Source organism: Microbacterium sp., assembly GCF_049661145.1.
Taxonomy (GTDB): Bacteria; Actinomycetota; Actinomycetes; order Actinomycetales; family Microbacteriaceae; genus Microbacterium.
In genome coordinates this window covers 1-26,379 of sequence record NZ_JBASZT010000111.1, presented here as the reverse complement: position 1 = coordinate 26,379, position 26,379 = coordinate 1, and the positions used below count along the sequence as shown (strand labels likewise).

At 68.1% G+C, this 26,379-nt stretch carries 34 protein-coding genes and 2 tRNA genes; 16 read left to right on the top strand and 20 right to left on the bottom strand.

The features are described from left to right. Position 1: 1 nt before the first annotated feature. Genes ettA through WBP48_RS04935 form a run of 3 tightly spaced genes read right to left on the bottom strand, consistent with a single transcriptional unit; the run spans position 2 to position 2,990 of the window. Positions 2 to 1,681 (bottom strand): energy-dependent translational throttle protein EttA, encoded by a 1,680-nt coding sequence (gene ettA, locus WBP48_RS04945; protein WP_424436943.1) that lies wholly within the window; start codon positions 1,679 to 1,681, stop codon positions 2 to 4. A gap of 47 nt (positions 1,682 to 1,728) precedes the next feature. Beyond that, positions 1,729 to 2,262 carry a DUF6993 domain-containing protein gene (locus WBP48_RS04940; protein WP_424436940.1) on the bottom strand — a complete coding sequence of 178 codons (534 nt, stop codon included), beginning with the start codon at positions 2,260 to 2,262 and terminating at the stop codon, positions 1,729 to 1,731. Positions 2,263 to 2,315: 53 nt separating this feature from the next. Then, positions 2,316 to 2,990: a single-stranded DNA-binding protein gene (locus tag WBP48_RS04935; protein ID WP_424436937.1), complete on the bottom strand. Its 675-nt coding sequence runs from the start codon at positions 2,988 to 2,990 to the stop codon at positions 2,316 to 2,318. Positions 2,991 to 3,142: 152 nt separating this feature from the next. On the opposite strand from WBP48_RS04935, the gene WBP48_RS04930 reads away from it, so the two are divergent. Further along, complete coding sequence (locus WBP48_RS04930; protein WP_424436934.1) at positions 3,143 to 3,400, top strand: DNA mismatch repair protein; 258 nt, start codon at positions 3,143 to 3,145, stop codon at positions 3,398 to 3,400. A 29-nt stretch (positions 3,401 to 3,429) separates the two neighbouring features. On the opposite strand, the gene WBP48_RS04925 is transcribed toward WBP48_RS04930, so the two are convergent. Then, positions 3,430 to 3,639, bottom strand: a complete 210-nt coding sequence (locus WBP48_RS04925; protein ID WP_424436931.1) for a methyltransferase — start codon at positions 3,637 to 3,639, stop codon at positions 3,430 to 3,432. A 94-nt stretch (positions 3,640 to 3,733) separates the two neighbouring features. Between WBP48_RS04925 and WBP48_RS04920 the strand changes: the two genes are divergently transcribed. Next, positions 3,734 to 3,991: a hypothetical protein gene (locus WBP48_RS04920; protein WP_424436928.1), complete on the top strand. Its 258-nt coding sequence runs from the start codon at positions 3,734 to 3,736 to the stop codon at positions 3,989 to 3,991. A 153-nt stretch (positions 3,992 to 4,144) separates the two neighbouring features. Here WBP48_RS04920 and WBP48_RS04915 read toward each other — a convergent pair whose 3' ends face one another. Together WBP48_RS04915 and WBP48_RS04910 are read right to left on the bottom strand one after the other, a co-directional pair. Continuing rightward, positions 4,145 to 4,558 (bottom strand): SRPBCC family protein, encoded by a 414-nt coding sequence (locus tag WBP48_RS04915; RefSeq protein WP_424436925.1) that lies wholly within the window; start codon positions 4,556 to 4,558, stop codon positions 4,145 to 4,147. After that, positions 4,555 to 5,046, bottom strand: a complete 492-nt coding sequence (locus WBP48_RS04910; RefSeq protein ID WP_424436922.1) for a MarR family winged helix-turn-helix transcriptional regulator — start codon at positions 5,044 to 5,046, stop codon at positions 4,555 to 4,557. Before WBP48_RS04910 ends, WBP48_RS04915 begins: the two co-directional genes overlap by 4 nt. A 172-nt stretch (positions 5,047 to 5,218) precedes the next feature. Between WBP48_RS04910 and WBP48_RS04905 the strand changes: the two genes are divergently transcribed. Beyond that, positions 5,219 to 5,737, top strand: a complete 519-nt coding sequence (locus WBP48_RS04905) for a MarR family winged helix-turn-helix transcriptional regulator (protein ID WP_424436919.1) — start codon at positions 5,219 to 5,221, stop codon at positions 5,735 to 5,737. 12 nt (positions 5,738 to 5,749) lie between these two features. On the opposite strand, the gene WBP48_RS04900 is transcribed toward WBP48_RS04905, so the two are convergent. Beyond that, complete coding sequence (locus tag WBP48_RS04900; protein WP_424436916.1) at positions 5,750 to 6,034, bottom strand: hypothetical protein; 285 nt, start codon at positions 6,032 to 6,034, stop codon at positions 5,750 to 5,752. A gap of 100 nt (positions 6,035 to 6,134) precedes the next feature. On the opposite strand from WBP48_RS04900, the gene WBP48_RS04895 reads away from it, so the two are divergent. Further along, positions 6,135 to 7,118, top strand: a complete 984-nt coding sequence (locus tag WBP48_RS04895; RefSeq protein WP_424436914.1) for a quinone oxidoreductase family protein — start codon at positions 6,135 to 6,137, stop codon at positions 7,116 to 7,118. Positions 7,119 to 7,126: 8 nt separating this feature from the next. Further along, positions 7,127 to 7,255, top strand: a complete 129-nt coding sequence (locus tag WBP48_RS04890) for a hypothetical protein (protein WP_424436911.1) — start codon at positions 7,127 to 7,129, stop codon at positions 7,253 to 7,255. A 210-nt stretch (positions 7,256 to 7,465) separates the two neighbouring features. Here the strand turns inward: WBP48_RS04890 and WBP48_RS04885 are convergent, their stop codons facing one another. From WBP48_RS04885 to WBP48_RS04870, 4 genes are all read right to left on the bottom strand, one after another. Continuing rightward, positions 7,466 to 7,807, bottom strand: a complete 342-nt coding sequence (locus WBP48_RS04885; protein WP_424436908.1) for a nuclear transport factor 2 family protein — start codon at positions 7,805 to 7,807, stop codon at positions 7,466 to 7,468. A 423-nt stretch (positions 7,808 to 8,230) separates the two neighbouring features. Beyond that, a complete protein-coding gene (locus tag WBP48_RS04880) occupies positions 8,231 to 8,605 on the bottom strand; it encodes a nuclear transport factor 2 family protein (protein WP_424436905.1) in 375 nt (124 codons plus the stop codon). After that, positions 8,602 to 8,985 carry an SRPBCC family protein gene (locus tag WBP48_RS04875; RefSeq protein WP_424436902.1) on the bottom strand — a complete coding sequence of 128 codons (384 nt, stop codon included), beginning with the start codon at positions 8,983 to 8,985 and terminating at the stop codon, positions 8,602 to 8,604. The genes WBP48_RS04880 and WBP48_RS04875 overlap by 4 nt, the downstream gene beginning before the upstream one ends. Before the next feature lie 49 nt (positions 8,986 to 9,034). Next, the gene (locus WBP48_RS04870; RefSeq protein WP_424436899.1) at positions 9,035 to 9,700 is read right to left on the bottom strand and encodes a winged helix-turn-helix transcriptional regulator; all 666 of its coding nucleotides are present in this window, start codon (positions 9,698 to 9,700) and stop codon (positions 9,035 to 9,037) included. A 76-nt stretch (positions 9,701 to 9,776) separates the two neighbouring features. Here WBP48_RS04870 and WBP48_RS04865 point away from each other — a divergent pair, with 76 nt between their 5' ends. The 5 genes from WBP48_RS04865 to WBP48_RS04845 all read left to right on the top strand — a co-directional run bounded on the left by WBP48_RS04865 (position 9,777) and on the right by WBP48_RS04845 (position 12,950). Then, positions 9,777 to 10,682 carry an alpha/beta fold hydrolase gene (locus WBP48_RS04865; RefSeq protein ID WP_424436896.1) on the top strand — a complete coding sequence of 302 codons (906 nt, stop codon included), beginning with the start codon at positions 9,777 to 9,779 and terminating at the stop codon, positions 10,680 to 10,682. Positions 10,683 to 10,722: 40 nt separating this feature from the next. Beyond that, on the top strand, positions 10,723 to 11,532 hold the full coding sequence (locus WBP48_RS04860; protein ID WP_424436893.1) for a GNAT family N-acetyltransferase: 810 nt from the start codon (positions 10,723 to 10,725) through the stop codon (positions 11,530 to 11,532). A 3-nt stretch (positions 11,533 to 11,535) separates the two neighbouring features. After that, positions 11,536 to 11,865 carry a YciI family protein gene (locus WBP48_RS04855; protein ID WP_424436890.1) on the top strand — a complete coding sequence of 110 codons (330 nt, stop codon included), beginning with the start codon at positions 11,536 to 11,538 and terminating at the stop codon, positions 11,863 to 11,865. 314 nt (positions 11,866 to 12,179) lie between these two features. Beyond that, positions 12,180 to 12,371, top strand: a complete 192-nt coding sequence (locus WBP48_RS04850; RefSeq protein ID WP_424436887.1) for a hypothetical protein — start codon at positions 12,180 to 12,182, stop codon at positions 12,369 to 12,371. 57 nt (positions 12,372 to 12,428) lie between these two features. Beyond that, positions 12,429 to 12,950, top strand: coding sequence for a hypothetical protein (locus WBP48_RS04845; RefSeq protein WP_424436884.1), 522 nt, complete (start codon positions 12,429 to 12,431; stop codon positions 12,948 to 12,950). Between the two features lies 1 nt (position 12,951). Here the strand turns inward: WBP48_RS04845 and WBP48_RS04840 are convergent. Beyond that, positions 12,952 to 13,023 (bottom strand) — tRNA-Arg (locus WBP48_RS04840). Positions 13,024 to 13,083: 60 nt separating this feature from the next. Between WBP48_RS04840 and orn the strand changes: the two genes are divergently transcribed. From orn to WBP48_RS04815, 5 genes are all read left to right on the top strand, one after another. Then, positions 13,084 to 13,707: an oligoribonuclease gene (orn, locus tag WBP48_RS04835; protein ID WP_424436881.1), complete on the top strand. Its 624-nt coding sequence runs from the start codon at positions 13,084 to 13,086 to the stop codon at positions 13,705 to 13,707. Positions 13,708 to 13,741: 34 nt separating this feature from the next. Continuing rightward, positions 13,742 to 13,817: transfer RNA gene (locus tag WBP48_RS04830), tRNA-His, on the top strand. Positions 13,818 to 13,851: 34 nt separating this feature from the next. Continuing rightward, entirely contained in the window at positions 13,852 to 14,202 is a 351-nt protein-coding gene (locus WBP48_RS04825; RefSeq protein WP_424436878.1) for a metallopeptidase family protein, read from the top strand. Further along, on the top strand, positions 14,199 to 14,501 hold the full coding sequence (gene clpS / locus WBP48_RS04820) for an ATP-dependent Clp protease adapter ClpS (protein WP_424436875.1): 303 nt from the start codon (positions 14,199 to 14,201) through the stop codon (positions 14,499 to 14,501). Before WBP48_RS04825 ends, clpS begins: the two co-directional genes overlap by 4 nt. Continuing rightward, complete coding sequence (locus WBP48_RS04815) at positions 14,498 to 14,998, top strand: DUF2017 family protein (protein WP_424436872.1); 501 nt, start codon at positions 14,498 to 14,500, stop codon at positions 14,996 to 14,998. The genes clpS and WBP48_RS04815 overlap by 4 nt, the downstream gene beginning before the upstream one ends. A gap of 7 nt (positions 14,999 to 15,005) precedes the next feature. On the opposite strand, the gene WBP48_RS04810 is transcribed toward WBP48_RS04815, so the two are convergent. The 6 genes from WBP48_RS04810 to gatC form a co-directional block, all read right to left on the bottom strand. Continuing rightward, positions 15,006 to 15,605, bottom strand: coding sequence for a hypothetical protein (locus WBP48_RS04810; RefSeq protein WP_424436869.1), 600 nt, complete (start codon positions 15,603 to 15,605; stop codon positions 15,006 to 15,008). Further along, positions 15,589 to 15,909 (bottom strand): hypothetical protein, encoded by a 321-nt coding sequence (locus WBP48_RS04805; RefSeq protein WP_424436866.1) that lies wholly within the window; start codon positions 15,907 to 15,909, stop codon positions 15,589 to 15,591. The genes WBP48_RS04810 and WBP48_RS04805 overlap by 17 nt, the downstream gene beginning before the upstream one ends. Before the next feature lie 51 nt (positions 15,910 to 15,960). Next, positions 15,961 to 17,220, bottom strand: a complete 1,260-nt coding sequence (locus WBP48_RS04800; protein ID WP_424436863.1) for a DNA polymerase IV — start codon at positions 17,218 to 17,220, stop codon at positions 15,961 to 15,963. A gap of 138 nt (positions 17,221 to 17,358) precedes the next feature. After that, complete coding sequence (gatB, locus tag WBP48_RS04795; protein ID WP_424436860.1) at positions 17,359 to 18,876, bottom strand: Asp-tRNA(Asn)/Glu-tRNA(Gln) amidotransferase subunit GatB; 1,518 nt, start codon at positions 18,874 to 18,876, stop codon at positions 17,359 to 17,361. Beyond that, the gene (gene gatA, locus WBP48_RS04790; RefSeq protein ID WP_424436857.1) at positions 18,876 to 20,387 is read right to left on the bottom strand and encodes an Asp-tRNA(Asn)/Glu-tRNA(Gln) amidotransferase subunit GatA; all 1,512 of its coding nucleotides are present in this window, start codon (positions 20,385 to 20,387) and stop codon (positions 18,876 to 18,878) included. The genes gatB and gatA overlap by 1 nt, the downstream gene beginning before the upstream one ends. Next, on the bottom strand, positions 20,384 to 20,683 hold the full coding sequence (gene gatC / locus WBP48_RS04785; RefSeq protein WP_424436854.1) for an Asp-tRNA(Asn)/Glu-tRNA(Gln) amidotransferase subunit GatC: 300 nt from the start codon (positions 20,681 to 20,683) through the stop codon (positions 20,384 to 20,386). The genes gatA and gatC overlap by 4 nt, the downstream gene beginning before the upstream one ends. Positions 20,684 to 20,881: 198 nt before the next feature. Between gatC and WBP48_RS04780 the strand changes: the two genes are divergently transcribed. Beyond that, complete coding sequence (locus WBP48_RS04780) at positions 20,882 to 22,585, top strand: long-chain-fatty-acid--CoA ligase (RefSeq protein WP_424436851.1); 1,704 nt, start codon at positions 20,882 to 20,884, stop codon at positions 22,583 to 22,585. A 62-nt stretch (positions 22,586 to 22,647) separates the two neighbouring features. Here the strand turns inward: WBP48_RS04780 and ligA are convergent, their stop codons facing one another. Continuing rightward, positions 22,648 to 24,978, bottom strand: a complete 2,331-nt coding sequence (ligA, locus tag WBP48_RS04775; RefSeq protein WP_424436848.1) for an NAD-dependent DNA ligase LigA — start codon at positions 24,976 to 24,978, stop codon at positions 22,648 to 22,650. A gap of 62 nt (positions 24,979 to 25,040) precedes the next feature. Beyond that, positions 25,041 to 26,138 (bottom strand): tRNA 2-thiouridine(34) synthase MnmA, encoded by a 1,098-nt coding sequence (gene mnmA / locus WBP48_RS04770; protein ID WP_424436845.1) that lies wholly within the window; start codon positions 26,136 to 26,138, stop codon positions 25,041 to 25,043. Between the last annotated feature and the right edge of the window lie 241 nt (positions 26,139 to 26,379).

The window sequence follows — 26,379 nt, the reverse complement described above, 5'->3', positions numbered from 1 at the left end:
CTCAGTCCCGGGTCAGCTTGCGGTGCGTCGAGCGGTGCGGGTTGGCCGCATCCGGCCCCAAGCGCTCGATCTTGTTGGCCTCATATGCTTGGAAGTTGCCTTCGAACCAGTACCACTTGTCGGGTTCGTCGTCGGTGCCCTCGTAGGCGAGAATGTGCGTCGCGATGCGGTCGAGGAACCACCGGTCGTGCGTGATGACGACGGCGCAGCCGGGAAACTCCAGCAGCGCATTCTCCAACGAGCTCAGCGTCTCGACGTCGAGGTCGTTGGTCGGCTCGTCGAGCAACAGCAGGTTGCCGCCTTCTTTGAGGGTCAGGGCAAGGTTCAGCCTGTTGCGCTCGCCGCCCGAGAGCACGCCCGCCTTCTTCTGCTGGTCCGGCCCTTTGAAGCCGAACTTCGACACGTATGCGCGTGAGGGAATCTCGGTCTTGCCGACCGTGATGATGTCGAGGCCGTCGGAGACGACTTCCCACAGGGTCTTACTCGCGTCGATGTTCTCGCGGGACTGGTCGACATAGCTGATCTTGACGGTCTCGCCGATTCTGAGCTCACCCCCGTCGAGCGGTTCGAGACCCACGATCGTCTTGAACAGCGTCGTCTTGCCGACGCCGTTGGGTCCGATGACGCCGACGATACCGTTGGGCGGCAGGCTGAAGCTCAGCCCGTCGATGAGGGACCGATCTCCGAACCCCTTCTGCAGCTTCTTGGCTTCAATCACGACGCTGCCCAGGCGAGGGCCCGGCGGAATCTGGATCTCCTCGAAGTCGAGCTTGCGCGTGCGCTCGGCCTCGGCGGCCATCTCCTCGTAGCGCGCCAGACGCGCCTTCGACTTCGTCTGACGACCCTTCGCCGAAGAACGCACCCACTCCAGCTCGTCCTTCAGACGCTTGGCGAGCTTCGCGTCCTTCTTGCCCTGGATGTCGAGGCGCTCGGCCTTCTTCTCCAAGTAGGTGGAGTAGTTGCCCTCGTAGCCGATGAGCCGACCGCGATCGACTTCGGCGATCCACTCCACCACGTTGTCGAGGAAGTAGCGGTCGTGGGTGATGGCGATGACGGCACCCTTGTACGACTTCAGGTGCTGCTCGAGCCAAAGCACGCTCTCAGCGTCGAGGTGGTTGGTGGGCTCGTCCAGCAGCAGCAGATCCGGCTTCTGCAGCAGCAGCTTCGCGAGAGCCACACGACGACGCTCACCGCCAGAGAGCGTCGTCACCTGCTCGTCGCCCCCCGGGGTGCGTAGGGCATCCATCGCCTGCTCGAGCTGCGAATCGAGGTCCCAGCCGTCGACGGCGTCGATCTCCTCCTGCAGGGCGCCCATCTCCGCCAAGAGCGTGTCGAAATCGGCATCCGGGTCAGCCATCAGAGCCGAGATCTCGTTGAAGCGGTCGAGCTTGGCCTTGATCGCGACGCCCTCCTGAATGTTCTCCAGCACGGTCTTGGTCTCGTCGAGCTCGGGCTCCTGCATGAGGATGCCGACGGTGTACCCCGGCGTCAGCTTCGCCTCACCATTGGACGGCGTGTCGAGGCCGGCCATGATCTTGAGGATCGTGGATTTGCCGGCGCCGTTGGGGCCGACCATGCCGATCTTCGCTCCGGGCAGGAACGACATCGTGACGTCATCGAGGATCAGCTTCTCGCCCACTGCTTTGCGGGCACGGACCATGGAGTAGATGTATTCGGCCATAACGCCCCAAGTCTATGCGGGCGCTCGTCACCGAGGCGTCCACGTCCTCACCAGTCGATCGGCCGCGTCTGTCCGATCAAACACGTCCCGCCCGGAATCTCCGGGAGGACGAGGGCGGTGGGCATCGGGGTGGAGGGGCCGACCTGCCCGACGAGGCACTCGCCCTTCCACCGCACCGAGAACTGGATCGAGTCTGCGGGGTTCCCCACCGTGGTGCGGTCCTGCGTGACCTCCATCGCGGTCTTGTCGAAACCGGCGGCCACGAGCGCGTCGACGTAGGCCCGACCCAGGACGGCCTGGTCCGTCGACGCGACCTGGTTCATGATCGCCGTGAACAGCGGCAGGTTGTCCGCGGCGGTCCCGTCGGGAACGAGCACCGGTCCCGAAGCGGTCGGGGTCGGCGTCGGGGACGGCGTGGCAACGGTCGGTGCCGATGCGGCCGGGGCTGGTGCCGGAGTACAGCCGACCAGCACCGCGGCGATGACGATCGCCGCCACGGCGAGCCCCCCGCGCGCCGTACGGACCATGGGATCCGTACGTCGCGTGCGACGCCGTCGAGCACGGAGATCGGTGTGGGGCACCGCCCCAGTCTAGGACGACCCCCACACGCCGCCGCCGGGCGCCGATCTCAGCATCAGAAGGGTGTCGGATCCTCCATCGGCGGGCTCCACGAGCCCCCACCGACGAGCGCGGGCTCAGCCTGCGGCCGATCTACATCCTCTGCCTGCGCAGTGACGCCCTCCTCGATCCGCGACGCGTCGCCGTCGACCGGAATCGGGCGCGTGCTCCAGGCCTCGGCCGGGGCCGCCTGGGTGTTCCAAGAGTCGGACGAGGACGAGCTCGCGCTCTGTCCCGGGTCGGGCTGTGCTGCCGTTCGGCGATGAAAGCTCGTGGTCCCGAACATCAGGTCGTGCCCCAGCCCGTCGGCGTCGATCTCCGCCGAAGTGCCGCTCTTGCCGTTCGCTTCCCAGTGCTTGACTCGGAAGCGTCCCGTGACGATGACCCGCTGCCCTTTCTCGAAGGAACCCAGCGCGTGCTCGGCGAGCTTGCGGTAGGCCGAGACGGAGTACCAGTTCGTGTGCACGTCGACCCACTGTCCATCCTCCCGTCGGCGCTGAGTCGAAGCGAGTCGGAAGCCGATCGCGGGAGTGCCATCCGGCAGTTGTCGCCGCTCCGGGACGGAGGCGATGTTGCCGATGACGGTGATGTGGTCGGTCATGTCGGGTTCCTTTCTGCCCACGACGCGGACGATCCGCGCGTGCTCCGGCACCCGCGTGGTGCCCGCCGGGTGCCGGAGCAGTGCCAGCATGCGCTGCAGAATGCCGCCGTGGGTGACTGGGGGCCCTATCTGTGGATGAATCCGGAGATCTGTGCCCTGTGGAGAGAGCGATGTGCCCGTTGCGAGCAGCCATCGGCGCCGTGTCGGAGGTCGTAGCTATGTTCGATCGCAGGAGGTACACCATGACGATCGTCACCGAGACCAGCGCACCCGCCGTCCCCTCACTCGTGCGCGGAATGCGACTGCTGCGCGTATCGGCGCGCCGCTGGCGCGTGCTCGACCGCCGCGGCGTCGTGATCGGGCACATCGCCACCGATGCTGCCCCCGAGGGCGTGCGGTTCCGCGCCGAGCGCTTCGACCTCGCGGCAGCCCGATTGCGGGGCTTGGGCACCTTCTGGCGCGTCGAGGAGGCCGTCGACTGTCTCCGCTACCTGCGCTGAGCGGCGGTGTGCGCTCAGCGGTACGAGTGTCAGTGCTCGCGGAACTGCGGCCAATCCGCTCCCGCCGGGAGGTGGGCGTGCAACGCGCTCTTGGCGACTTCCATCGTCGGATAGGTGCCGATGCTCTCCGATGCCCCGGCGATCGTGGAGATGTAGCCATCAGGGGTCTTCCTGATGGTGCCGACGACGCTGCCTTCGCTTCCATAGGCGACCCAGATGGTGGACGATGCAATGCTCATGATGACTCCTTCGTCGCTTTCGACGCTACGCCTTGCTCCCGCGCATCGCCAGGGGCATTCTCTTCGGATCGTGGACGACTCTCACCTATCTTTGGTGAGCATGATCAACTCGATCCCGCCGGAGCTCTCCGCCCGCATCAGCGCGCTCGAAGACCTCGTGTTCCACCTCTATCAGGAGCTCAACCTCGCGATGCCGTCGCCCGCACAGAGCGTCGCCGGCTCGCTCCCCGACGAGGTGACCGCGTTGGCAGCCGCGGGAGAACGTGAAGGGGCGATTCGCCGCGCCGTCGTGCTGCTCGGCATCTCGCAGCAGGATGCGGTGCTGCGCGTCGACGGATACCTCAGCAGATAGCCTCAGATACGACGTCTCGCTGTGTTGCGTGCCCTGCGTAGCGAGTTTGAGAAGCCGTGGTTGAGGGCCTGGGCGGACTCGTTCGCGCGAGAGTCCCGCCGCCGATGCGGCCGGGAGCGACCGCGTGCGGTGAAGACCCGCACCAGTGCGTAGCTAGAGCAGGCGCGCTTCTCGGGCTCGCGCTGTCAGCCGGTCAAGACGCAGTTGCGGCAATGTCCCCAGGGTGTGAGCGATCGCCGCGACCAGGGCTCCATGCCGCTCAACCGAGTGGGTGACCCGGGTGTGAGCGGGTCCGTGCTCCTCGATGAGCCACGTTCCCCTCTCCCGCAGCAGCGGCACGCGCCAGGTCATGACAATCCGATCTGGCTCGATGCGCGTATAGGTAAGCGAACCGTGCCGGCCCATGATCGTTTCCAACTCGTACTCGACGTCGACCGTCGCAACGGTGGGACCACCAACGCGCACGAATGCGGGGTTCCACTCCGGCAGTTGCGTTGCGCTCACCAACGCCTCGCGGATGATCGCGGCCGGGGCGGCGATAGTGGTGGTTCCGGTTGCATGTCTCATGACGGTTGCGTTCCTTGCGGCTCGGGGTTGCGTTTCGTGAGCGCTTGCCCGGCAGGGGTGTCGTGGACGACGGCCGCGAGCGCCGCGACGACCGCGGAGACATCCGCGCCGCGCAGTCGAGCTCGCAGGTATTCGTGAAGGTCGTCGTCCGCTCGTCGCGCAGCCGCGGCGCGCTCGCGCCCACTCGCCGTGAGCGAGAGCTGCACCTGCCGGGCGTCCCCGGAGACTGCGGCGCGTCGGACGAGACCGGCATCGACCAGACGACCCGCCAGCCGGCTCGGGTTGTTGCCTGATTCGCATACCAGCAGCTCTCCGAGCGCGGTCAGGCTCAACGGTCCGTGATCCGCGAGAACTCGCAGTACCTCCGACTGCGATGGGGTCAGTCCCAGCGGGGCCAGCGTCGCAGCAAGGCGGCGGTTCCCTTCTCGCTGCGCGGCAAGCACGAGGTATCGGAACTGCTCGATGCTCCGGGCCGAATCAGCGCTCACAAATAGATGATACGACATACATGACATGTCATGTGTTGGCGGACGTGCATTGTCGCGGGCGGGGATTGCTCCCGGGCGCGGCGAAGAAGGCGCGTAGGCCGTCAGGTCAGGGTGGGGCCGACCCTAGTGATCCAGGCTCGCTGGTGGGGCCGTCGTCGGCTACAGTTATCAGATGGCTGACATAGGGCTTGCGGGTGTGCCGCGTCCGTCGCCTCCCCGTCGTGGTGAGGAGGCGTTCGCGGAGGATGTGGATGCTCGATTGGGGAACTATGTGAAGCAGGCGGAGCAGGCGTTGATCGCGGCGAAGTCGGATGCGTTGCGCCCGTTTGATCTGACGGTGGCGCAGTATGCGGCGATGATGGCGTTGTATTACTCGCCGGGTCAGTCGTCGGCGCAGTTGTCGCGGGTGGCGGCGGTGACGCCGCAGACGATGACGACGGTCTTGTCGAGGCTGGAGCACAAGAGGCTCATCGTGCGGGTGCCGTCGAAGACGCACCGTAAGGTGCTGGTCACGAGCCTCACCCCGGCGGGTGAGGCGCTGCTGTTGCGTGCGGATGAGCATGCGCGGGCGATCGAGCAACGTCTGGCCGAGGCGTTCACCGCCGAAGAGCACGCGACAGCGCGAGACCTGTTGCGCCGGATCACCACGACGTTGCGCAGCGAGCCGACGCACTCGGCACCGCCCGAGTAGCGGGCTGTCGTGTCAGTAGCGTGATCCCGCCGGAGTGGGCAGGCCGTTCAGGGTATGGACTTCCGGCACCGCCGACGTGGCCGGTGCCGGTGGTCTCGCCGAGGGGGTCGCGCGTCCAGAGGGACAGTTCGGACTGGCCGGGTCGATCACCTCGACGCCGGCATCGAAGGCTTGACGGATGACGGCGACAGAGCGTTCATCGTCACGGCCGCTTTCGGCATAGCCCCAGCTCATCCCCATGCAGCCGAGTCCGAGCGGCGCGACCTCCCGTCCGGTTCGCCCGAGTACGCGCTTCATGCTGACCTCACTCCGTCCGGTATCAGATGACTGATACGCTTCTCTATATAAGAGACCTGACACTATGCAGGTATCGAATATCTCGACAGGAGTCACCCGCATGAAGGCCATCCAGATCACCAGCTACGACGGCCCCGAGGGTCTGAGCTACAACGAGATTCCCGCTCCCGAACCCCGGCCAGACCAGGTCGCGATCGACGTGGAATACGCGGGAGCGAACTACGTCGAGGCCCTGTTCGCGGGCGGGTTCGTGCCCAACCCCCTGCCCTGGGTGCCCGGTATCGAAGCCGCCGGGCACATCCGCTCCGTCGGAAACGACGCGACCGGGTTCACGGTCGGCGATCCGGTCGCGGCACTGACGATCAACGGCGGCGGAGGGTACGGACAAGTCGCCGTCACCCATGCCGGCCTCGTCGCCCCGCTCCCGCCCGGCATGGACCCCGCACTGGCAGCGGTCGTGCCGTCGAACACGACGACCGCGCTCATCGTGCTCGAACGGATCGCCCACCTCGCAGCCGGCGAGCACGTCCTCGTCCATGCCGCCGCGGGCGGCCTCGGTTCGCAGTTCGGACAGATCGCCCGTCTCCTCGGCGCACAGCGCGTTGTCGGCGTGGTCGGCTCCGATTCCAAGCGGCAAGCCGCGCTCGACCTCGGCTACGACGAGGTATGGCTGCGCGCCGATCTTGAAAACGCCAGCCCACGGCAGTTCGATGTGATCGCCGACCCGGTATCCGGCCCGGACAGGATCACCAGCCTCGGGCTCCTCCGACTCGGCGGCAGGCTCCTCGCCATCGGCGACGCCGCACAAGCCGGCGATCAACCCATCAGCAGCAACACCCTCTGGTTCAACGGCATCGGAGTCCACGGCTTCAACCTCGGCGCCCTCTCCGCCGCCGAACCACAACTCGTCGGCACCTATCTGCGTCGCGCTCTCACTCTCGTCGCCGCCGGCGACGTCACCGTGCACGTCGCCGAACAAGCACCCATCCAAGACGCACCCCGCGTGCTCACCGCCCTGCGCGACGGACACACCGTCGGGAAGACCATCTTCATCCACGAAACCGCCTCGGCACGGAAGGAGTGAGACGAGCCATGCACAACCTCGTTCGCCGCTCGATTCCGCTGCGGCAGCGCGGGATCGCTCCCGAGGACGCGCCCGAGGCGGTGCGGCTCTACGAGAGCGGGCTGACGCTGTGGAGGTCGGGCTGCGGCTCGGCATGAGCCAGGGAAGCGCACGGAGAGTCGTGGCGGCGGAGGGCGTCGAGATTCGCCCTCGTGGTCGCCGACCACGGGCGACGACCTGATAGCTCGTATACGCTCGCAAGACACGTTGCGACAGCAGACGGACCGGCCTGTCTTCCGGCTTGTGGTGTGCATCGACACCGATCGAGCCGATCGAGCCATCGCCTATTCCAGGACGGCGCAGAGGGCCTATTCCACCACTGCATAGAGGCGTGTGATGCGACCGTCGGCGACGATCGCTACATCGGTTCCGACGAGGACCGGCTCCTCGCCAGGTCGCCCCAGAGCCCAGGAGAACAGCAAAGCTTCCTCAGCGCGTTGGGGCGGCCTTCGGCTCGTGAAGCGCATGCCCTCACCCATGAGCGTGGCGAGTTCAGTGATCCGTGCGATGAACGCCTCCCGACCTTCAACGGGACCGTCCTGATCCACATACCGCACGTTCTCATCGAAGAGCACCTCGATCCCGGCGCGACGCTTGCCGCCATCGGGCTCGTTCGACACCTCGGCGAAGTAGCGTTCAACCAGCTCCACAGGGGCCACTCCTCCACCATGATCGCTATGGCGCATGGTTCGCAAGGGCGGCCCGACTCCGACGGGACTCGGCCCGCCCAGACGCGCATGGCGACGACGCGCGGTCTCAAGGAGGCCGCCTACGAAGAGGAATCAGGGGCCACCTGCAACGGCATGTAGCAAGACTGCAGTCATGTAACCGGGCGATCCCGTCCGGGTCGACGTCACGACACGAGAGCAGAACTCTCTCGTTTGGCGTTCGGTGAGCCTGGTGGGGAACCGGTTCGCTTGATCGAGTCAATCCTCCCTCGATGCGGCAGCTCTGGTCTGACAACGGCGCCGATCCTGCTTGGGTCACGAATCGTGGTCTGCAAAGTCGAGAGCGCCGTCGATGAAGTGGGTGATGTCTAGGCGCGGGTGTTCGGCACGGCTCGATGCGCCTCGTCAGGTCCTCGCTGACAACTCAGCCGTGACATCGGGCCATCGGCGGAGGTCGAAGAGGAGTTCGCTGGATCGGATGAGTCCGTCTTCGATGCGGAGCAGTTCCATGGTGAGGACGGCGCCGACGCTGGTCGGGGTGATGAAGTCGTAGACGGCGCAGGCGAGATCGCCGTCGACGAAGATGTGGCGGATGTCGTTGCGTTCGACCGCGGGATAGATCCTCTCGAAGGCGGCGACGTAGGCGTCTCGACCGGTGACGCGGGCGGGTCCGTTGCGGAACTCGGCGTCCTCGTGGAGGAGAGCGCGGAGTCGGTCGCTGTCGTGCGCGGCGACGGCGTTGAGGTACCCGGTGACGATGGTGCGGGGTTCGATGGTCATGTCTTCTGCCCTTCGGTCGTGGTCTGGTCGGGGGTGGTGAGGTGTGCCGTGAGTCGGTCGAGGCAGTCGCTCCAGCCCTGCACGTGATCGTCGCGGGTTGTCGTGTCGGCGAAGCCACTGTGAATGAACGTCAGTTCGGTCCCGTCCGGGTGCGCGTCGAGCAACACCGCCACGGTGGTGACTTCGGTCTCGCCGTCCCACTGCCAGGTGAACTCGATCCGCGACGGTGGCTCAATGAGCCGGTACTCGCCGCCGACGCCGATGCCCGCGGTCGGGGAGGCGAGGTGGTAGCGACACGCAGGTCGACCCGGCAGTCGGTGTCGAAGCTGGGCGGCCACATCCATGCCGTCCACTCCGACGGGATCGTGATCGCGGACCACACCCGATCCGGTGCGGCATCGAGGTGCCCGAATGCCGAGCTGGTGCATGTCAGCGTCCGCCTGTCGCAGGTTCGCTGAGGTTCTGGTCGTGAAACGCACGTGCCAGAATCGCCGCGAGTCGCCCGTTCCGGTCGTCCGTCCGCACCGCGCCGAGGGCGGGCGACTCTGCGGGAAGCATCCCGGAGAACAGCCCCAGCGTCGCCGCGGTGGGCGCCTCCACGATCGCGTCGGGGCCTGGCTGCGCACCGAGCTCGACCCGCGCGCCCTGGTGCGACGTGCGGAGGGTGAAGTCGTGGCCGTCCGCGCGGATGAGGATCGTCGCCTCGGGGAGGCCTGACTGCGGGAGCAGCGCCTCGATCGCGAGGGCGAGCCACTGCGGCTGGACGCTGTCGCCGGGTCGGGGCCCGGCGACCATGAGCTGAGCGCCCCATCGCACGAGTCCGAGCACGGGCTCACGCAACCCGAGACCCAAGGGCGTCAACGCGTACCCGACCGCCTTGCGTCCCGGCTCCTCGCGCCGAGTCACGATCCCGGCGTCGACGAGGTCGCGCAGGCGATCGCTGAGCAGATTGCTCGCGATCCCCGGCAGTGCGGCTTTCAGCTCGCCATGGCGACGGTCTGAGATCAGCAGCTCTCGCACGATGAGCAGGTTCCAGCGGTCTCCGATCACGTCGAGGGCACAGGCGAGCCCGCAGAACTGCTGATACTCAGCCATCCGAGCCGCCCCGCTTCCGTTCCCTCACGATCATGGTTTATATTATAAACCGTATAGGACGGGATCGGAGAATCGGATGAGGAAGCTGCCGGACTGGGTTGATCGCTCGCTCTACCCCTTCACGACCCATGCTCTTGAATGGGACGGTCACCGTATCCACTACGTGGACCAGGGACGCGGACCGGCGTTACTGATGCTGCACGGCAATCCGACCTGGTCGTTCGTGTGGCGAGACGTGATCGGCCGGCTCTCCGACAGGTTCCGGTGCATCGCCCCCGACCTGCCCGGCTTCGGGCTCTCGGAGGCGCCGTCCGGGTTCGACGGTCGACCGGAGTCGATCGCCGAGGTACTGACCGGGTTCGTGGAGGAACTCGACCTGGACAACGTGGTCCTGGTCGCGCAGGACTGGGGCGGTCCGATCGGGTTGAGCATCGTCGAACGGATGCCGGAGCGGTTCGCCGGGCTCGTCCTCGGCAACACGTGGGGCTGGCCGGTGACAGGAGATCGGCACTTCGAGCGATTCTCCGCACTGATGGGCGGTGCCGTCGGCGCGTGGCTCACGCGGCGCGCCAACCTCTTCGTCAACGCCATTATCCCCGCAGGGCACAAGCGCCGCCGCCCGAGCGCGGACGAGATGCGTCACTACCGGAGAGCGCTGGGCACCCCGCAACGGCGGCAGGCGTCGGCGATCATGCCTCGCGAGATCGTGCGCAGCGCGCCGTTCCTGGCGCGGGTCGAGTCCGGGCTGCCCGCCCTGCGGTCGCTTCCGGTGCTGCTGATCTGGGCAGGTCGCGACATCGCCTTCCGCGAGATCGAGCTCGACCGCTGGACACGGGAACTTCCCGACGCAACCGTGGTGCGCATCCCGGACGCCGGACACTTCCTCCAGTCCGACGCGCCGACCGAGTTCGCCGACACCATCCGCGCCTGGCACCGCGACCCGACACCAGACGCGGAGAACGCGACCGAAGGAGCCCGATGACGCCCGACACTCCACTCGGCGAGGAACAGAGTCAACGGTGATGCGTCTTCGCCCCTTCGTCCCCGGGGACTATCCCGCTATCGCCGCCTGGGTGTGTGGCCCGGACGAATTGCGCGCCTTCGCCGGGGACCGCCTGACCTGGCCGCTCACCGAACACGAGTTCCTCGACCTGATCGACGCGCCCGGCAGAACGGCATGGACGACGATCACCGGCGATGACCCAGGCACGCCGATCGGTCACGTGCAGCTCACGCGCACCGAAGCCGGTACTCGCATCTCGCGTCTGATCGTCGATCCCGCTCACCGCGGAGCCGGACACGGGCGCGCACTCCTCGACCACGCCATTCGCCGTGCCCATCCCGCGACCCCGATCCGCCTGTCCGTCCTGGCCGAGAACACCATCGCGCTCGGGCTCTACGTCCGCACCGGATTCGTCCCCACCGGACGCGACGAAGACATCCTCCACCTCACCAAGGCAGCGCGCCGTTCACCCAACTCGTCTGCGATCGAGCAGTTCGACGAGCTCGCCGAGGCGATGAGCTGGCTCGGAGCCCGCCGAGCCCACATGATGGGCCGCCCCATGCTGTCCATCGACGGTCGCATGCTCGCCTGCCTCGACGACGGCAACCTCGGCCTCCGCCTCGGACGCGGTACGCCCCGCCACTCCGCGGCGCTCAGCATCGCAGGCGCGGGGCCATTCGCCCCCGGAGACAGGGGTCGCGCCTTCCACGACTGGGTCGCACTCCCCGTCGACGCCCGGAGCGAATGGGCCGCCTTCACCTACGACGCGCTCGAACACACCCGTCTCCTTGGTCCACACAACCACTCCCGCCGCACCGAAAGGTCATGACCGATGCAGTTCCTCTTCCTCATCAACTCCGACCCCGACGCCGAAGTCTTCGACCCGGTCACCGGGGACCCCGAGCACTGGTTGCGGACGGCGACCGAAGACGGCAGTCGCCTGTCCGGGGGACGCTGCGCCCCGGCTGACGAGACGACTACCGTGCGTATCCGAAACGGATGCCTCGAAACCGGTGCCGGCGCCACCGGAACGGACCGCGACGACATCGGCGGCTTCGACCTCATCACCGCCAACGACATCGAGCAAGCGATCGACATCGCCGCACGCCACCCCATGTCTCGCTACGGCCGAATCGAATTACGCCCCATCACTCCAATGTGATTTGGGAAGGAGGTGCCAAAGGTTGGCGACCGATGCTCGAAACCACGATCAGGGATAGGCCACTCCGCTCGTCACCCGAACGCCAACGGCACACTCGCCCTTGATGCGGTTGCCTTCAACTGTGTGAATATCCGGCGCTCCTGACGCGTGGCGACATTCGTGGCGTGGTCCTTGTTGGCAGTGACCGTCTCAATAGCGATCACGCGGTCCCGAGCCTCGAACGAATACCGGAAGGCGGCATAGGAAGTGACCAGCTACCCCACCGGTTTCCTCGACCCGCTCTCCCAGCAGCATCGGATGGGCGGCAGCAGCGAATGACAGCGCTCACGGTCGAGATCGTCTCGTGGAACGCCTCGGTATGTGACGGCGGGGCGACACATATCTCCGTGCCCGGTCAGGAAGGACGGCTCGGAGTCTTATCCGGCCATCAACCACTCGTCGCGATTCTCGGTCACGGAGCGATTCATGTAAGCCGCTCGCCGTATCCTCGGTGCATCGGCTCCTGACGAACCCGTACTACAAGGGCGACGTGATCTATCGAGGCGTGGCCTACAAGGGCGCGCATGACCCGCTCGTCCCGGCCGAGGTTTGTTATCAGGTGCGGGCTGTCCTCACCGCGGGCCGACGAGCTCGCCCAGCTCACCGCCAACCGCGACCGGCTCGAACACGAACAGGACCGGCTCATGCAAGCCCACTACGCCGACGCGATCCCGCTCGCCGTCCTCAAACGAGAACAAGACCGCATCCTCGGCGAACTCGACCAGGTGAACCGTCGCCTCGATGCGCACCACGGCGAACACACCGACGCCCGCGCCCACCTGGACGACGCCCTGAACCTGCTCGGCAACTGCGCCGACATCTACGCCCGCTGCGACGACGCCAACCGGCGTCTCTGCAACCAGGCGTTCTTCACCAAGGTCTACGTCGAGGAGGACGACGAACTGCGCGTCGAGAACGCCCGACCCTTCGAGATGCTGCTGGACCCCGATGTCAACGCCGACGCCCTGACCTGGGCTGCGAACGCCGACAAGGCTCGAACCCCAGCCCTTGATTCTGCGGGCCAAGGTTCGAGCCTTGTGCGTTGAGTGCCCCCGGCAGGATTCGAACCTGCGACCAACGGATTAGAAGGCCGTCGCTCTTCCACTGAGCTACGGAGGCGCTCCTCCACAGTAGCGCCCAGTAAACGGCGCATCGGTAGCGCTCGTTAGGATGAAGGACATGGTGAATGCCGCGGACAACGACCGTCTCGTCTGGATCGACTGTGAGATGACGGGCCTCGATCTCGCGATCGACGAACTGGTCGAGATCGCCATCATCGTCACCGACTTCGAGTTGAACGCGCTCGACCCCGGCTTCCAAATCGTGATCAAGCCGGATCCCTCGGCGCTCGCGCACATGAACGAGTTCGTCACCTCGATGCACGATCGATCCGGGCTGCTCGCCGAGATCCCCTCCGGTGTCAGCCTCGCTGAGGCAGAATTCGAGTCGCTGGAGTACATCCAGCGATTCGTCCCCGAAGGCAAGGCCCCGCTCGCGGGCAACACCATCGGCACCGACCGTATGTTCCTCGCGAAGTACATGCCGCGGGTGGACCGCTGGCTGCACTATCGCAACGTCGACGTCTCCAGCGTGAAGGAACTCTCCCGCCGGTGGTTCCCGCGTGCATACTTCAACGCCCCTGTAAAGGACGGCGGGCACCGTGCGCTCGCCGACATCCGGGAGTCCATCCGCGAACTGGCGTATTACCGCGAGACCGTTTTCGTGCCCGAGCCGGGCCCGACGACGGAAGCGGCGCGTGTGGCCGCGGCATCCACGGTGTCCGCCTACGCTCCGCGCGTGTAATAGAATCGTGTGGTTGCCCGGTGACGGGCACATGGTGGCTATAGCTCAGTTGGTAGAGCACCGCGTTGTGGTCGCGGGGGTCGCGGGTTCAAGCCCCGTTAGCCACCCCACTTCCTCCCCGACCGGAGACGCGAGGACGGTCGAATGATGGACATGGATGCCGACACGTTCGACGACCTGGTCTCGGACGAACTCGACCTGTTGCCCGACGACATGGTGTCAGACCTCGACAACGTCGTGTTCGTCGTGGAGGACCGCCCCGAGGACGGCAGCCTCGGCCTGCTGGGCCTGTACGACGGGCTTGCATTGACCGAGAGGGATCGCTATGGCGTCGGCGAACTGCCCGACCGGATCATCGTGTACCGCGAACCGCATCTGGACGCCTGCGGGACGGTCGATGAACTGCGCGACGAGGTCCACACGACGCTCGTGCACGAGATCGCCCACTTCTACGGCATCGACGACGACCGACTGCACGAGTTGGGCTGGGCATGACCATCCCTCTGGAAGACACCCGCCTCGACGAGCACAGCACGACCAGCGCGACCAGCGCCACTGACGGCCCCTGGCAGACGGTCGTCTGGAACGACCCCGTCAACCTCATGACCTACGTCACCCACGTCTTCCGCACCTATTTCGGCTACTCCCCCGAACGAGCCCACCGCCTCATGCTCGCCGTCCACCACGATGGACACGCCGTCGTGGCCGAGGGGGCGCGGGAGCAGATGGAGTTGCACGTGCAAGCCATGCACGACTACGGGCTGTGGGCGACCGTGCAGAAAGGGCCGGAATGAGCGGCAGAACCGTCCTGATGGAGATCTCGCTGCTCGAAGCTGCGCACCTCACTGACCTCGTGGCACAGTTCACGACGCTGTTGGACGACACGCTCGACGAAGATCCCCGTGCCGACCCGGCGCTCGCGCGCCTCGTGCCCGACGCCTACGCCGACGACGCCGAAGCGGCCGACGAGTACCGTCGCCTCACACAGGACGACCTGCTCGACCGGCGGCGCGCGGATGCCGCCGTCGTCACCACGACCCTCTTTCGCGACGGCAAGCCGCTGCGGCCCGAATCGCTCGACCGTGTCGACGCCGAGACGGCGATGGTCATCGAGCTGGACGACCACTCGGCATCCGCATGGCTACGCACGCTCGCGGCGCTGCGCCTCGTGCTGGCGACGCGGCTCGGCATCGCGATCGAAGAGGACAACGACCGTGACGACCCACGGTTCGGCGTCTACGAGTGGCTGGGCTTTCGGCTCGAGGGACTACTGCAAGCCCTCGAGAACTGATCGCGGCTCAGGGGATCTCGACAACCAGCGTCGCGAAGTCCCGCGGATGGTCGGCGGCCAGATGCTCCGCCTCCTGTGCGGCCCACCGCTCCCAATGGGGCCGGTAGGCCTCCCCGTCCCGCGCCAACGCCCGCTCCCGCCGCGACTCGACAGGCGATTCGAGCCACACCCGCGCATCCGACAGCGCGGCCGACGCCGCCGTCAGCACGCCGGAGCCCTCGACGATGAGCAGGATGCCGGGGTCGACGCGGTCTGCCGCGGTATATCGACTCGCACCCCAGTCCCAACGCTGCCAGTGCGAAGCCTCACCGGCGCGCCGCGGCTCGAGGATCTGCACACGGGCGAGCTCGGCACCGCGTGCGAGGCCGTCCCACCCCGGATAGACATCATCGAGCGCGACGACCCGCGCCTCGCCGGGCCACCCGGCGGCGACGAGGGTCGCGAGGGTCGACTTTCCCGCGCCGGACCCGCCGTCGATGATCACGCCGGGCGCGACGGATGCCGACGTCAACGCCGTCCGCGCCGGCAGCGCCGCCAGTTGAGAGAGCACGGCGTCGGCGGCGTGGTGCAGCGCCTGCGCAACCGGATCGTCAGCGCTTGAGAGCACGGATGACGCGACTGAACGCGCGGCCGGCGACCCACACGAACGGGATGCCCACCGCGATCAGCGAGACGAGGTTCGGCTCGAAGCGCAGATCATCGCCCTTGCGGATGTAGGCGCCCAGCGGGATCGCAACGCCCCCGCCACCCCCGCCGCCATTGCCGCCGTCGTCCTCGCCGGCGCCGAAGCCCGACCACGAGAGAGCGACGGGGACGAGCCGGATGCCGTCGATGTCCTGCTGTTCGCCATATACGCTGTTGACGCCGAGCGAGGCGGCCTGCTTGCCGAGTTCCAGTGCGAGATTGGGCATGCCTCCACCGTAGTCCGCACGGCCGTCAGCGGAAAGACGCCCCGGGCCTGGTCAGTCCGGTCGCGGCAGCCGCGGATTGGTCGGCAGTGCGTTCACGTCGCGCCGCGGCCCGAGCACGCTCGCGCGGGTGACCGCACCGCCGCCGAAGCGCTGCCGAGCGTCGTCGAGCGCGGCATCCACCCGCCGCCATTCCGCGTCGTCGTCCCACAGCGGCATGGCGCCGCCGCTCGATCCGCTCAGCTTCTCTGCGCGAACCCCGATCAAGCGCACCGGCTGCGTGATTTCAAGAGCATCGAACAGTCCGATCGCGACGTCTCCGACGCGCTGTCCCACATCGGTCGGCTCGGCGAGGCTCGACGCGCGCGTAAGGGTGGTGAAGTCCGCGTATCGCAGCTTCAGGGCGATCGTGCGCGCCTGAAGGCCACCGTCGCGGAGCCTCGCGGCGACGCGGTCGGACAGGCGTCGCAACTCGCTCCGCAGGGTTGTCGTGTCGGCGATATCGTGCAGGAACGTCTCTTCGTGGCCGATGCTCTTCTCTACCCGGTCGGTCTCGACCGCGCGCGGGTCGACGCCGTGAGCGAGTTGCCAGATCCGCTCGCCACCGGCACGGCCCAGTGTGCGCTCGATGACGCCGCGCGGAGAGGCGAGGATGTCGGACACGAGCCGGATGCCGCGGCCTTCGAGTGCCTCCGCTGCTTTCGGCCCCACGCCCCACAGCGCCGACACGGGCAGCGCGGCCAGGAACGACGCCGTGTCGGGCTCGCTCACGATGAGCAGGCCGTTCGGCTTCGAGCGCGTCGAGGCGATCTTCGCGACGTGTTTCGTGGCGGCCACGCCGACGCTGCAGACGAGGCCGGTCTCGGCGAGGACCCGTGCCCGCAGCATCTGCGCGATCTGTCCGGGCGAGCCCCACAGTCGCCGGGCGCCCGACACGTCGAGGAACGCCTCGTCGATCGACAGCGGCTCGACGAGCGGCGTGATGTCGTGGAAGATCGCCATGACCTGCCGCGAGAGCGCCGCGTATCGTTCGAAGTGCGGTGTGACGACGATTGCGTGCGGACAGAGCCGCAACGCCTGCGCGACTCCCATCGCCGAACGCACGCCGTAGCGACGCGCCTCATAGGACGCGCTGGAGACGACGCCGCGGCCCTCCATCCCACCGACGATCAGCGGCTTGCCCGCGAGCGCCGGGTCGTCGAGCACCTCGACCGAGGCGTAGAACGCGTCCATATCGACGTGCAGGATCCGTGTGCCGGTATCGTCGGCATCCTCGGGCGAAACGGTCCGCCCCGTGCCGTCGCCCCGTCCCATGTCCCCATTGTCCCCCGGCCCAACGACACGGGGCCCGTCGGCCGTGCTCACCTCCGCGAGAGAACAACTGCGCGCCGAGAGAACGGTTGTCACCCGTTCTCTCGGCGCCGAGTTGTTCCCTCGTGGACAAAGGGGGGATCAGGATGCCGCGGCGCGCTCCAGCACGAGCTCGCGCACGCGGGCGGCGTCGGCCTGCCCGCGCATCGCCTTCATGACGGCACCGATGATCGCGCCGGCGGCCTGGACCTTGCCGTCGCGGATCTTCGCCAGCACGTCCGGCTGGGCGGCGAGGGCCTCGTCGACCGCCGCGATGAGCGGTCCGTCGTCGGAGACGACCGCGAGGCCGCGGGCGTCCACGACCTCCTGCGGTGTGCCCTCGCCGGCGATGACGCCCTCCAGCACCTGCCGGGCGAGCTTGTCGTTGAGGGTCCCCGCGTCGACGAGCGTCTGCAGCGCGGCGACGGATGCCGGAGCCACGAGCGAAGCCGCCTCCACCCCCTGGGCGTTGGCGATACGACTGATCTCGCCCGTCCACCACTTGCGGGCGGCGGCCGGTGACGCTCCCGCGGCGACGGTGGCGTCGAGCTCGGCGAGCAGGCCGCCGTTGACCACGTCCTGGAACTCCAGGTCGGTGAAGCCCCACTCCGCCTTCAGACGCTTGCGACGCGCCGCCGGCGGCTCGGGCAGCTCCGCCCGCAACTGCTCGATCAGTTCTGCCGACGGCGCGACCGGCAGGAGGTCCGGCTCGGGGAAGTAGCGGTAGTCGTCGGCATCCGACTTCGGGCGCCCGGGCGAGGTCGTGCCGGTGTCCTCGTGCCAGTGCCGGGTCTCCTGGGTGATCGTCCCGCCGTCGGCGAGGATCGCCGCCTGACGCTGGATCTCGTAGCGCACCGCGCGCTCGACCGACCGCATGGAATTGACGTTCTTCGTCTCGGTGCGCGTGCCGAGCTTCTCCTGCCCGCGCGGCCGCAGCGACACGTTGGCGTCGCAGCGGAGGTTACCGCGCTCCATGCGCGCCTCCGAGATGCCGAGCCCGATCACGATGTCACGGATCGCGCGCACGTACGCCGCCGCCAGTTCCGGCGCGCGCTTCTCGGCGCCGATGATCGGCTTGGTGACGATCTCGACGAGCGGGACACCCGCGCGGTTGTAGTCCACGAGCGAATACGCGGCGCCCTGGATGCGGCCGGCCGCGCCGCCGACGTGCGTGAGCTTGCCGGCATCCTCTTCCATGTGCGCCCGCTCGATCGGAACCTCGAACGTCGTGCCGTCGGTCAGCTCGACCTCGACGCTGCCCTCGTAGGCGATCGGCTCGTCGTACTGGCTGATCTGATAGTTCTTACCGAGATCGGGGTAGAAGTAGTTCTTCCGCGCGAAGCGGCACGGCGACGCGATCTGGCATCCCAGCGCGAGCCCCAGGCTGATCGAGTAGCGCACCGCCGTCTCGTTGACGACCGGCAGCGAGCCCGGCAGTCCCATGTCGACCGGCGCGACGAGGGTGTTCGGTGCGGCGCCGTGGTTCTTCTCATTCGCGGGGTTGCCGGCGGGCGAGAACATCTTCGTCTCGGTGTTGAGTTCGACGTGCACCTCGAAGCCGAGCACCGGCTCGAAGCGTTCGAGGGCCTCGTCGAAGTCCATGAGTGCGACCTTGGCCATCAGAGGTCCCCTCCCCGGAGCGGCGCACGGTCCAGCAGCGGACCACCCCACGAATCGACCAGCAGCGCTTCGGCGGCTGCTCCCACGCGGTAGAGCCGCGCGTCCTCCCGCAGCGGTGCGATGAACTGGATGCCGACGGGAAGCCCGTCCTCTTCGGCCAGACCCGAAGGGATCGAGATACCCGGGACCCCGGCGAGGTTCACCGGGATCGTGGTCACGTCGTTGAGGTACATCTGCAACGGATCGTCGACCTTCTCGCCGAGCCGGAATGCCGTCGTAGGCGCCGACGGGGTCGCGATGACGTCGACCCGGGCGAACGCCTCGTCGAAGTCGCGCTGGATCAGGGTGCGCACCTTCTGGGCGCTGCCGTAGTAGGCGTCGTAGTAGCCGGCCGATAGAGCGTAGGTGCCGAGGATGATGCGGCGCTTCACCTCGTCACCGAAGCCGACGTCGCGCGATCTCGCCATGACGTCCTCGACCGTGCCGCCCGGCACGTCGACTCGCAGGCCGAAGCGTACCGAGTCGAACTTCGCGAGGTTGCTGGACGCCTCGGCGGGCAGGATCAAGTAGTACGCCGCGACGCCGTACTCGAAGTGGGGCGCACTGACCTCGACGATCTCCGCGCCGTGGGCCTCCAGCAGCGCGAGCGCCTCGCGGAACGATGCCCACACGCCGCCCTGGAACCCGCTCTCGGGGAGCTCCCGGACGACCCCGATCCTCAGTCCCTTGAGAATCTCGCCGGTGGCGCCTTCGCGCGCAGCGGCCGCGAACGACGGCCACGCGGCTTCGAGCGAGGTCGCATCGTGCGGGTCGTGGCCGCCGATGACGTCGTGGAGCAGCGCCGAGTCGAGCACGGTGCGCGACACGGGGCCGACCTGGTCGAGCGAGGAGGCGAGCGCGATCGCACCGTACCGGCTGACGGCCCCGTAGGTCGGCTTGACGCCGACCGTCCCGGTGACGTGCGCGGGCTGGCGGATCGATCCGCCGGTGTCCGACCCGAGCGCGATCGGCGCCTCGAAAGCCGCGACGGCGGCAGCAGATCCGCCGCCGGAGCCACCGGGGATGCGGTCGAGGTCCCACGGGTTGTGGGTCGGCCCATAGGCGGAGTGCTCCGTCGAAGAGCCCATCGCGAACTCGTCCATGTTGGTCTTGCCGAGCGGGACCAGCCCCGCGGCGCGGGCGCGCGCCACGACCGTCGCGTCGTAAGGCGACAGGAAGCCCTCGAGGATCTTCGAGCCGCTCGTGGAGGGCATGTCGGTCGTGACGAGCACGTCCTTGATCGCAAGCGGCACACCTGCGAGCTCCCCGAGGCTCTCCCCCACGGCGCGGCGGCGGTCGATGTCGGCGGCGATGTCGAGCGCGTGGTCGCTGACGTGCAGGAAGGCGTGCACGTCACCGTCGACGGCGGCGATGCGGTCGAGGTGCGCCCGCGTCGCCTCGACGCTCGACACCTCACCTGCCGACAGCCGCGCGGCGAGCTCCGCGGCGCTGAGCCGCGTCAGGGCACTCACTGCTCTTCACCGAGAATCGCGGTCACGCGGAATCGGTCCTCCGCGGCATCCGGAGCGTTCTGCAGCACCTGCTCGACGGTCAGCATCTCACCGACGACATCGGGCCGGAACACGTTCTCGAGCGCGACGGGGTGACTCGTGGCGGGCACGTCGGTGGTGGCGACTTCGGATACCTTCGCGATGTTGTCGACGATGACCGAGAGCTGGCCCGTCAGGCGCTCGACCTCGTCGTCGCCGAGCTGAATCCGGGCCAGCACGCCGAGATGGCGCACGAGTTCAGGGGTGATTTCAGACACCCGTCGAGTCTAGTCCGGGCTCTCGGTGAGGACGTGAGGCGAGACGAGCGGTCCGGCCGACTCATGCCCGAAGCAATCCGAGATGCTCGGTGACGAGCCGCACTGTGTTCTTCTTGGTGGATGTGCCCGAGCAGCAGCGGCTGGGTCGCGGAGCGATGTCACACGACCGCTATCACAACGACGGCATAGGCTGTGCGCGTGACGACGTACGACCCGCCCCGCCCCTGGATCGCCAGCTATGCGGAAGGCGTGCCCGCAGAGCTGGGACCCGTGACCGGGTCGCTGCTCGACCTCGTGACCGCCTCCGCACGAGACTACCCGGATGCTCCCGCCCTGCAGTTCTTCGGGCGTACGACGTCCTACCGGCACCTCGTGGACGCCGTGGATCGCGCCGCGGCCGGGCTCCGGGACCTGGGCGTCGGCAAGGGCGACACCGTCGCGATCGTGCTCCCCAACTGCCCCCAGCACATCATCGCCTTCTACGCGATCCTGCGCCTGGGGGCGATCGCGATCGAGCACAACCCGCTCTACACCCCGCGCGAACTGCGCAAACAGTTCGAGGACCACGGCGCAAAGACCGCCATCGTGTGGAGCAAGGTCGTAGCGACCGTCCAAGACTTTCCCTCTGACCTCGCCGTGACGAATCTGATCACGGTCGACATCACGAGAGCCATGCCGGCATCACTGCGATTCGCCCTTCGCCTGCCGATCACGAAGGCGCGCGAGTCGCGCGACGCGCTCACGACCCGCACGCGCGGCGCCATTGCGTGGGAGCACGTGCTGCGGGCGGTACCACTGCCGGCATCCGTCCCCGGTCCTGCCACCGACGACGTCGCGATCATCCAGTACACGAGCGGCACGACCGGCACTCCCAAGGGCGCCGTGCTCACTCACCGCAACCTGCTCTCGAACGCGCGGCAAGGCGAGGCGTGGGTGCCGCAGATCCAGCGCGGCCACGGGTGCGTCGTCTATGCCTTGCTGCCGATGTTCCACGCGTACGGACTGACCCTGTGCCTGACGTTCGCGATGTCGATGGGGGCGCGCCTCGTGCTGTTCCCCCGCTTCGAGGCGGCGATGGTGCTGGCGGTCACGAAGAAACTCCCAGCGACGTTCCTTCCCCTCGTTCCTCCCATCGCCGAGCGGTTGCTGAAGGCGGCGCAGGACGAGGGGGTCTCGCTCGCCGGCACCGAGATCGCGATCTCCGGTGCCATGGCCCTGCCCCATGAGCTCGTCGTGCCTTTCGAGAAGGCCTCGGGCGGCTACCTCGTGGAGGGCTACGGCCTCTCCGAGTGCTCGCCCGTCCTCATGGCCAACCCCGTGGCGCCGAACCGCAAACCGGGGACGGTCGGCCTGCCGCTGCCAGGAACGGAGTGCCGCGTCGTCGATCCCGACGAACCGACCCGAGAAGTGCCGGCGGGCGAGCGCGGCGAACTGCTGGTGCGCGGGCCGCAAGTGTTCCAGGGCTACTACGGCAAGCCAGAGGCGACGGCCGAGGTGTTCCTGGACGACTGGTTCCGCACCGGCGACGTCGTCCAGATCGACGAGGACGGGTTCGTCCGTATCGTCGACCGCATCAAAGAGCTGATCATCACGGGTGGATTCAATGTCGCCCCCACCGAGGTCGAGAACGCTCTCCGGCAGCACCCTGACGTGCTCGACGTCGCGGTCGTGGGTCTTCCCAGCGACCTCTCCGGCGAAGAGGTGGTCGCGGCCGTCGTCCCCGACCCCGACGCGAAGGAGGTCGACGTCGAGGCCATCCGCGCGTATGCACGCAGCATCCTCACCCCGTACAAGGTGCCGCGCCGGATCTTCGTGGTCGACGAGTTGCCGAAGTCCCTCATCGGCAAGGTGATGCGCCGCCAGGTGCGCGATTCGCTGCTGCAGCTGACGCAGGGCGGCTGAGCGACTGCGCCCACACGTGTAGCACTCGAAGTCGGAGCGATGCGGCGCTGCCGAAGTCACCCTCAGCCCGCGTCGGGCGCCAGCGCGTCGAGCGCCGCGGGGCCCTGTTCGACCAGGATCTTGAACTGGGCGGCGTCGATGATCCGCACTCCCAGGTCTTCGGCTTTCGCGAGCTTGGACCCCGCGCCGGGGCCGGCGGCGACGAAATCGGTCTTCTTCGAGACGCTGGATGCCGCTTTACCGCCGGCGGCGATGATCGCCTCCTGCGCACCCTCACGCGTGTAGCCCTCCAGGGTCCCGGTCGCGACGACCGTCAACCCTTCCAGCACTCCTCCCGCTGCAACGGCGGCCCCCGGGCCGGGGTGCCCCGGGATCTCCATCCGGGCCCCAGCCCGCTCCCACCGTTCGACGATCTCGCGATGCCAGTCGACGGCGAACCACTCGATCAGCGAGTCGGCGATGATGCCGCCGACCCCCTCGACGGCCGCGAGCTCATCGCGAACGGCGGCGCGAATCGCGGCGATCGACCCGAACCACTGGGCCAGCGCCCGTGCCGCCACCGGTCCGACGTGGCGGATGCTGAGGGCCACGAGGAATCGCCACAGCTCCTTCGTCTTCGCCTTCTCCAGCTCTTCGAGCAGAGTGAGCGCCTGCGCCGACGGCTGCGGCCCGGTGAGGCCCTCCTTCTTCTCCGCCGTCGTCGGGTTGCGCCGGAACGGCGCACGCTTCACCGGCTCGCCGGTCTCATCGTCGAGCTTCGGTTCGCCCGTCTCGGCATCACGCACGACGACCTCGATCGGCACCAACTCATCGAGCGTCAACTCGAACAGCCCCGCCTCGGTGCGCAGCGGCGGCTCCGCGGGCACGCTCGGCTGCGTCAGCGCGGCGGCCGTCACCTCGCCGAGCGCCTCGATGTCGAGCGCTCCGCGTGAGCCGATGTGCTCGACCCGCCCGCGCACTTGCGCCGGGCACGCGCGCGTGTTGGGGCAGCGCACGTCGATGTCACCCTCCTTCGCGGGGGCGAGCAGCGCGCCGCACTCGGGGCAGTGCGTGGGCATGACGAACGCGCGCTCAGTCCCGTCGCGCAGTTCGACGACGGGTCCGAGCACCTCGGGGATCACATCTCCCGCCTTGCGCAGCACGACCGTATCGCCGATGAGCACACCCTTGGCGACGACGACCTCCTGATTGTGCAGGGTCGCCTGCCGCACGACGGAACCGGCGACGCGCGCCGGCGCCATGACGGCGAAGGGAGTGACCCGGCCGGTCCGCCCGACCGAGACGACGATGTCGAGCAGCGTGGTGTTGACCTGCTCGGGCGGGTACTTGTACGCGATGGCCCAGCGCGGCGCGCGGCTGGTGGCGCCGAGCTCGTCATGCAGCGCGAGATCGTCGACCTTGACGACGACGCCGTCGATCTCGTGCTCGACGTCATGGCGGTGCTCACCGTAGTAGCCGACGAACGCGCTCACCCCGTCGATGTCGTCGGACGTGCGGAATGAGGGACTCGTCGGCAGCCCCCACTCGGCGAGGACCCCGTACACCTCGCTTTGCGAGGCCACCGGCGGTGACGGCCACGCACCGATGCCGTGGACGAGAAGGCGCAGCGAGGCGAGGCGAGCCTTCCCCGCCTCGAGTTCCATGCCGTTCTTCTTGTCGAGCTGCTGTCGCAGCCCGCCGCTGGCCGCGTTGCGCGGGTTCGCGAACGCGGGGAACCGGCGCGCAGCCGAGCGCGTCAGCTTCTCCTCGTCGCCGCCGCCACGGGCGAGGCCGCCAGCGATGACGCGTTCGCGCAGCCGGGCCTGCAGGGCATTGAGTTCATCGAATGCCGCTACCGGAATATAGACCTCGCCGCGCACCTCCACGAGCGGTGGATGTCCGCTCCCCGCGAGCCGTGACGGGATGCCGGTGACCTGCGCCGCGTTGACCGTCACGTCTTCACCGACGCGCCCGTCACCGCGCGTCGCCGCCGACACCAGCACTCCGTGCTCGTACCGCAGGCTGATGGCGAGGCCGTCGATCTTCAGTTCGAGCAACCAGCGCACGGCACGCCCCGCGGCCGACTGCGTCTTGGCGCACCACTCGGCCAGCTCGTCCGTGCTGAAGACGTTGTCGAGGCTCAGCATCCGCTCGGCGTGCTCGACCGGCGCGAACATCGAGCCCTGCGCCGCGCCTACCGACAGTGTCGGCGAGTCCTGTCCCTGCACTTCGGGGAACGTGCGCTCCAGCGCTTCGAGCCGCCGCATCCAGCCGTCGTAGGTCTGATCGTCGACGATCTCGGCGTCGCGCCCGTAGTAGGCGTCGCGCGCACCGACGATCAGGTCGGTGAGACGCGTGGATTCGGCCCGCGCCTCATCCAGGGTCTGGGGCAGCTGATCGTCGGCATCCGTCACACGGAGAGTCTAGGAGGGGCCGCCGACACCGTGAGGGGGCTTGCGTCCGACCCCCTCACCCGTCACGCCGGGACCGGCACCGCCGAGACCGTGCGGTCGATCGTGAACTGTCCGATCACCCGTGTGCCGTCGTACAGCACCGCGGTCTGGCCGGGCGCGACGCCGTCGAACGGCGACTCCGGAGTGACGGTGAGCGCTCCGTCGACCAGCTCCGCCCGCGCCGGAACGGGCTCGGCGTGGGCGCGGATCTGCACATGGCAGTCGAAGACGTTTCCTACCGGCGCGCGCCCGGCCCATGTGAACCGCTCCCCCGCGATGCGGGCGGTCGCGAGGGCCTCCTTCGGTCCGACGACGACCGTGTTCGACACCGGCCGCACTTCGAGCACGAAGCGCGGCTTGCCGTCGGGCGCCGGCACCCCGAGCTGCAGCCCGCGCCGCTGGCCGACCGTATAGGCGTGGGCACCGGCATGCGCGCCGACGACCGCACCCGACCGGTCGATGATCGCGCCCTGCTGAGCCCCCACGCGGTCGGCGAGCCAGCCTCGGGTGTCACCATCGGGGATGAAGCAGATGTCGTGGCTGTCGGGCTTGTGCGCGACGCTCAGCCCGCGCGCTTCGGCCTCGGCGCGGACGACGGCCTTCGACGGCGTCGAGCCCAGCGGAAAGTAGGTGTGCGCCAGCTGCGGCACGGTGAGGACACCCAGGACGTACGACTGGTCCTTCGCCTCGTCGCTCGCGCGGTGCAGTTCCCGCCCGTCGGGACCGTCGACGAGCGTCGCATAGTGGCCCGTGCAGACGGCGTCGAAGCCGAGCTCCAGCGCCCGCTCCAGGAGAGCGGCGAACTTGATCTTCTCGTTGCACCGCATGCACGGGTTCGGAGTGCGCCCGGCGCGGTACTCCGCCACGAAGTCCTCGATCACGTCGTCGCGGAACCGTTCCGAGAAATCCCACACGTAGAACGGGATGCCGAGCCGGTCGGCCGCCCTGCGGGCATCCATCGCGTCCTCGATCGTGCAACAGCCGCGGCTGCCGGTGCGCAGTGTCCCGCCCGCGCGGGAGAGCGCGAGGTGCACGCCGACGACGTCGTGCCCCGCCTCGACGGCCCGGGCAGCCGCGACGGCGGAGTCGACACCACCGCTCATCGCCGCCAGAATCCGCATCGCACCAGTCTACGAGCGCCGCGGCCACCTCGGCTCAGGCGCACGCCCCGGCGCCCGCGATGGCTGACCGCGCCGGGACTGCTGCCCGGTTCTCACTCCGTCTGTGTCGGAAAAGCAGGCTGGATCGTCACTCGAAGCCCCCGGGGTCTTCGATTCGGTCGTTTCAGCCTGCTCTCGGTACGGATGGCGTCCGTGCGCCCGTAGCTCACCGCGCGGCCGCCGCAACGGCGCGGGCGTACGC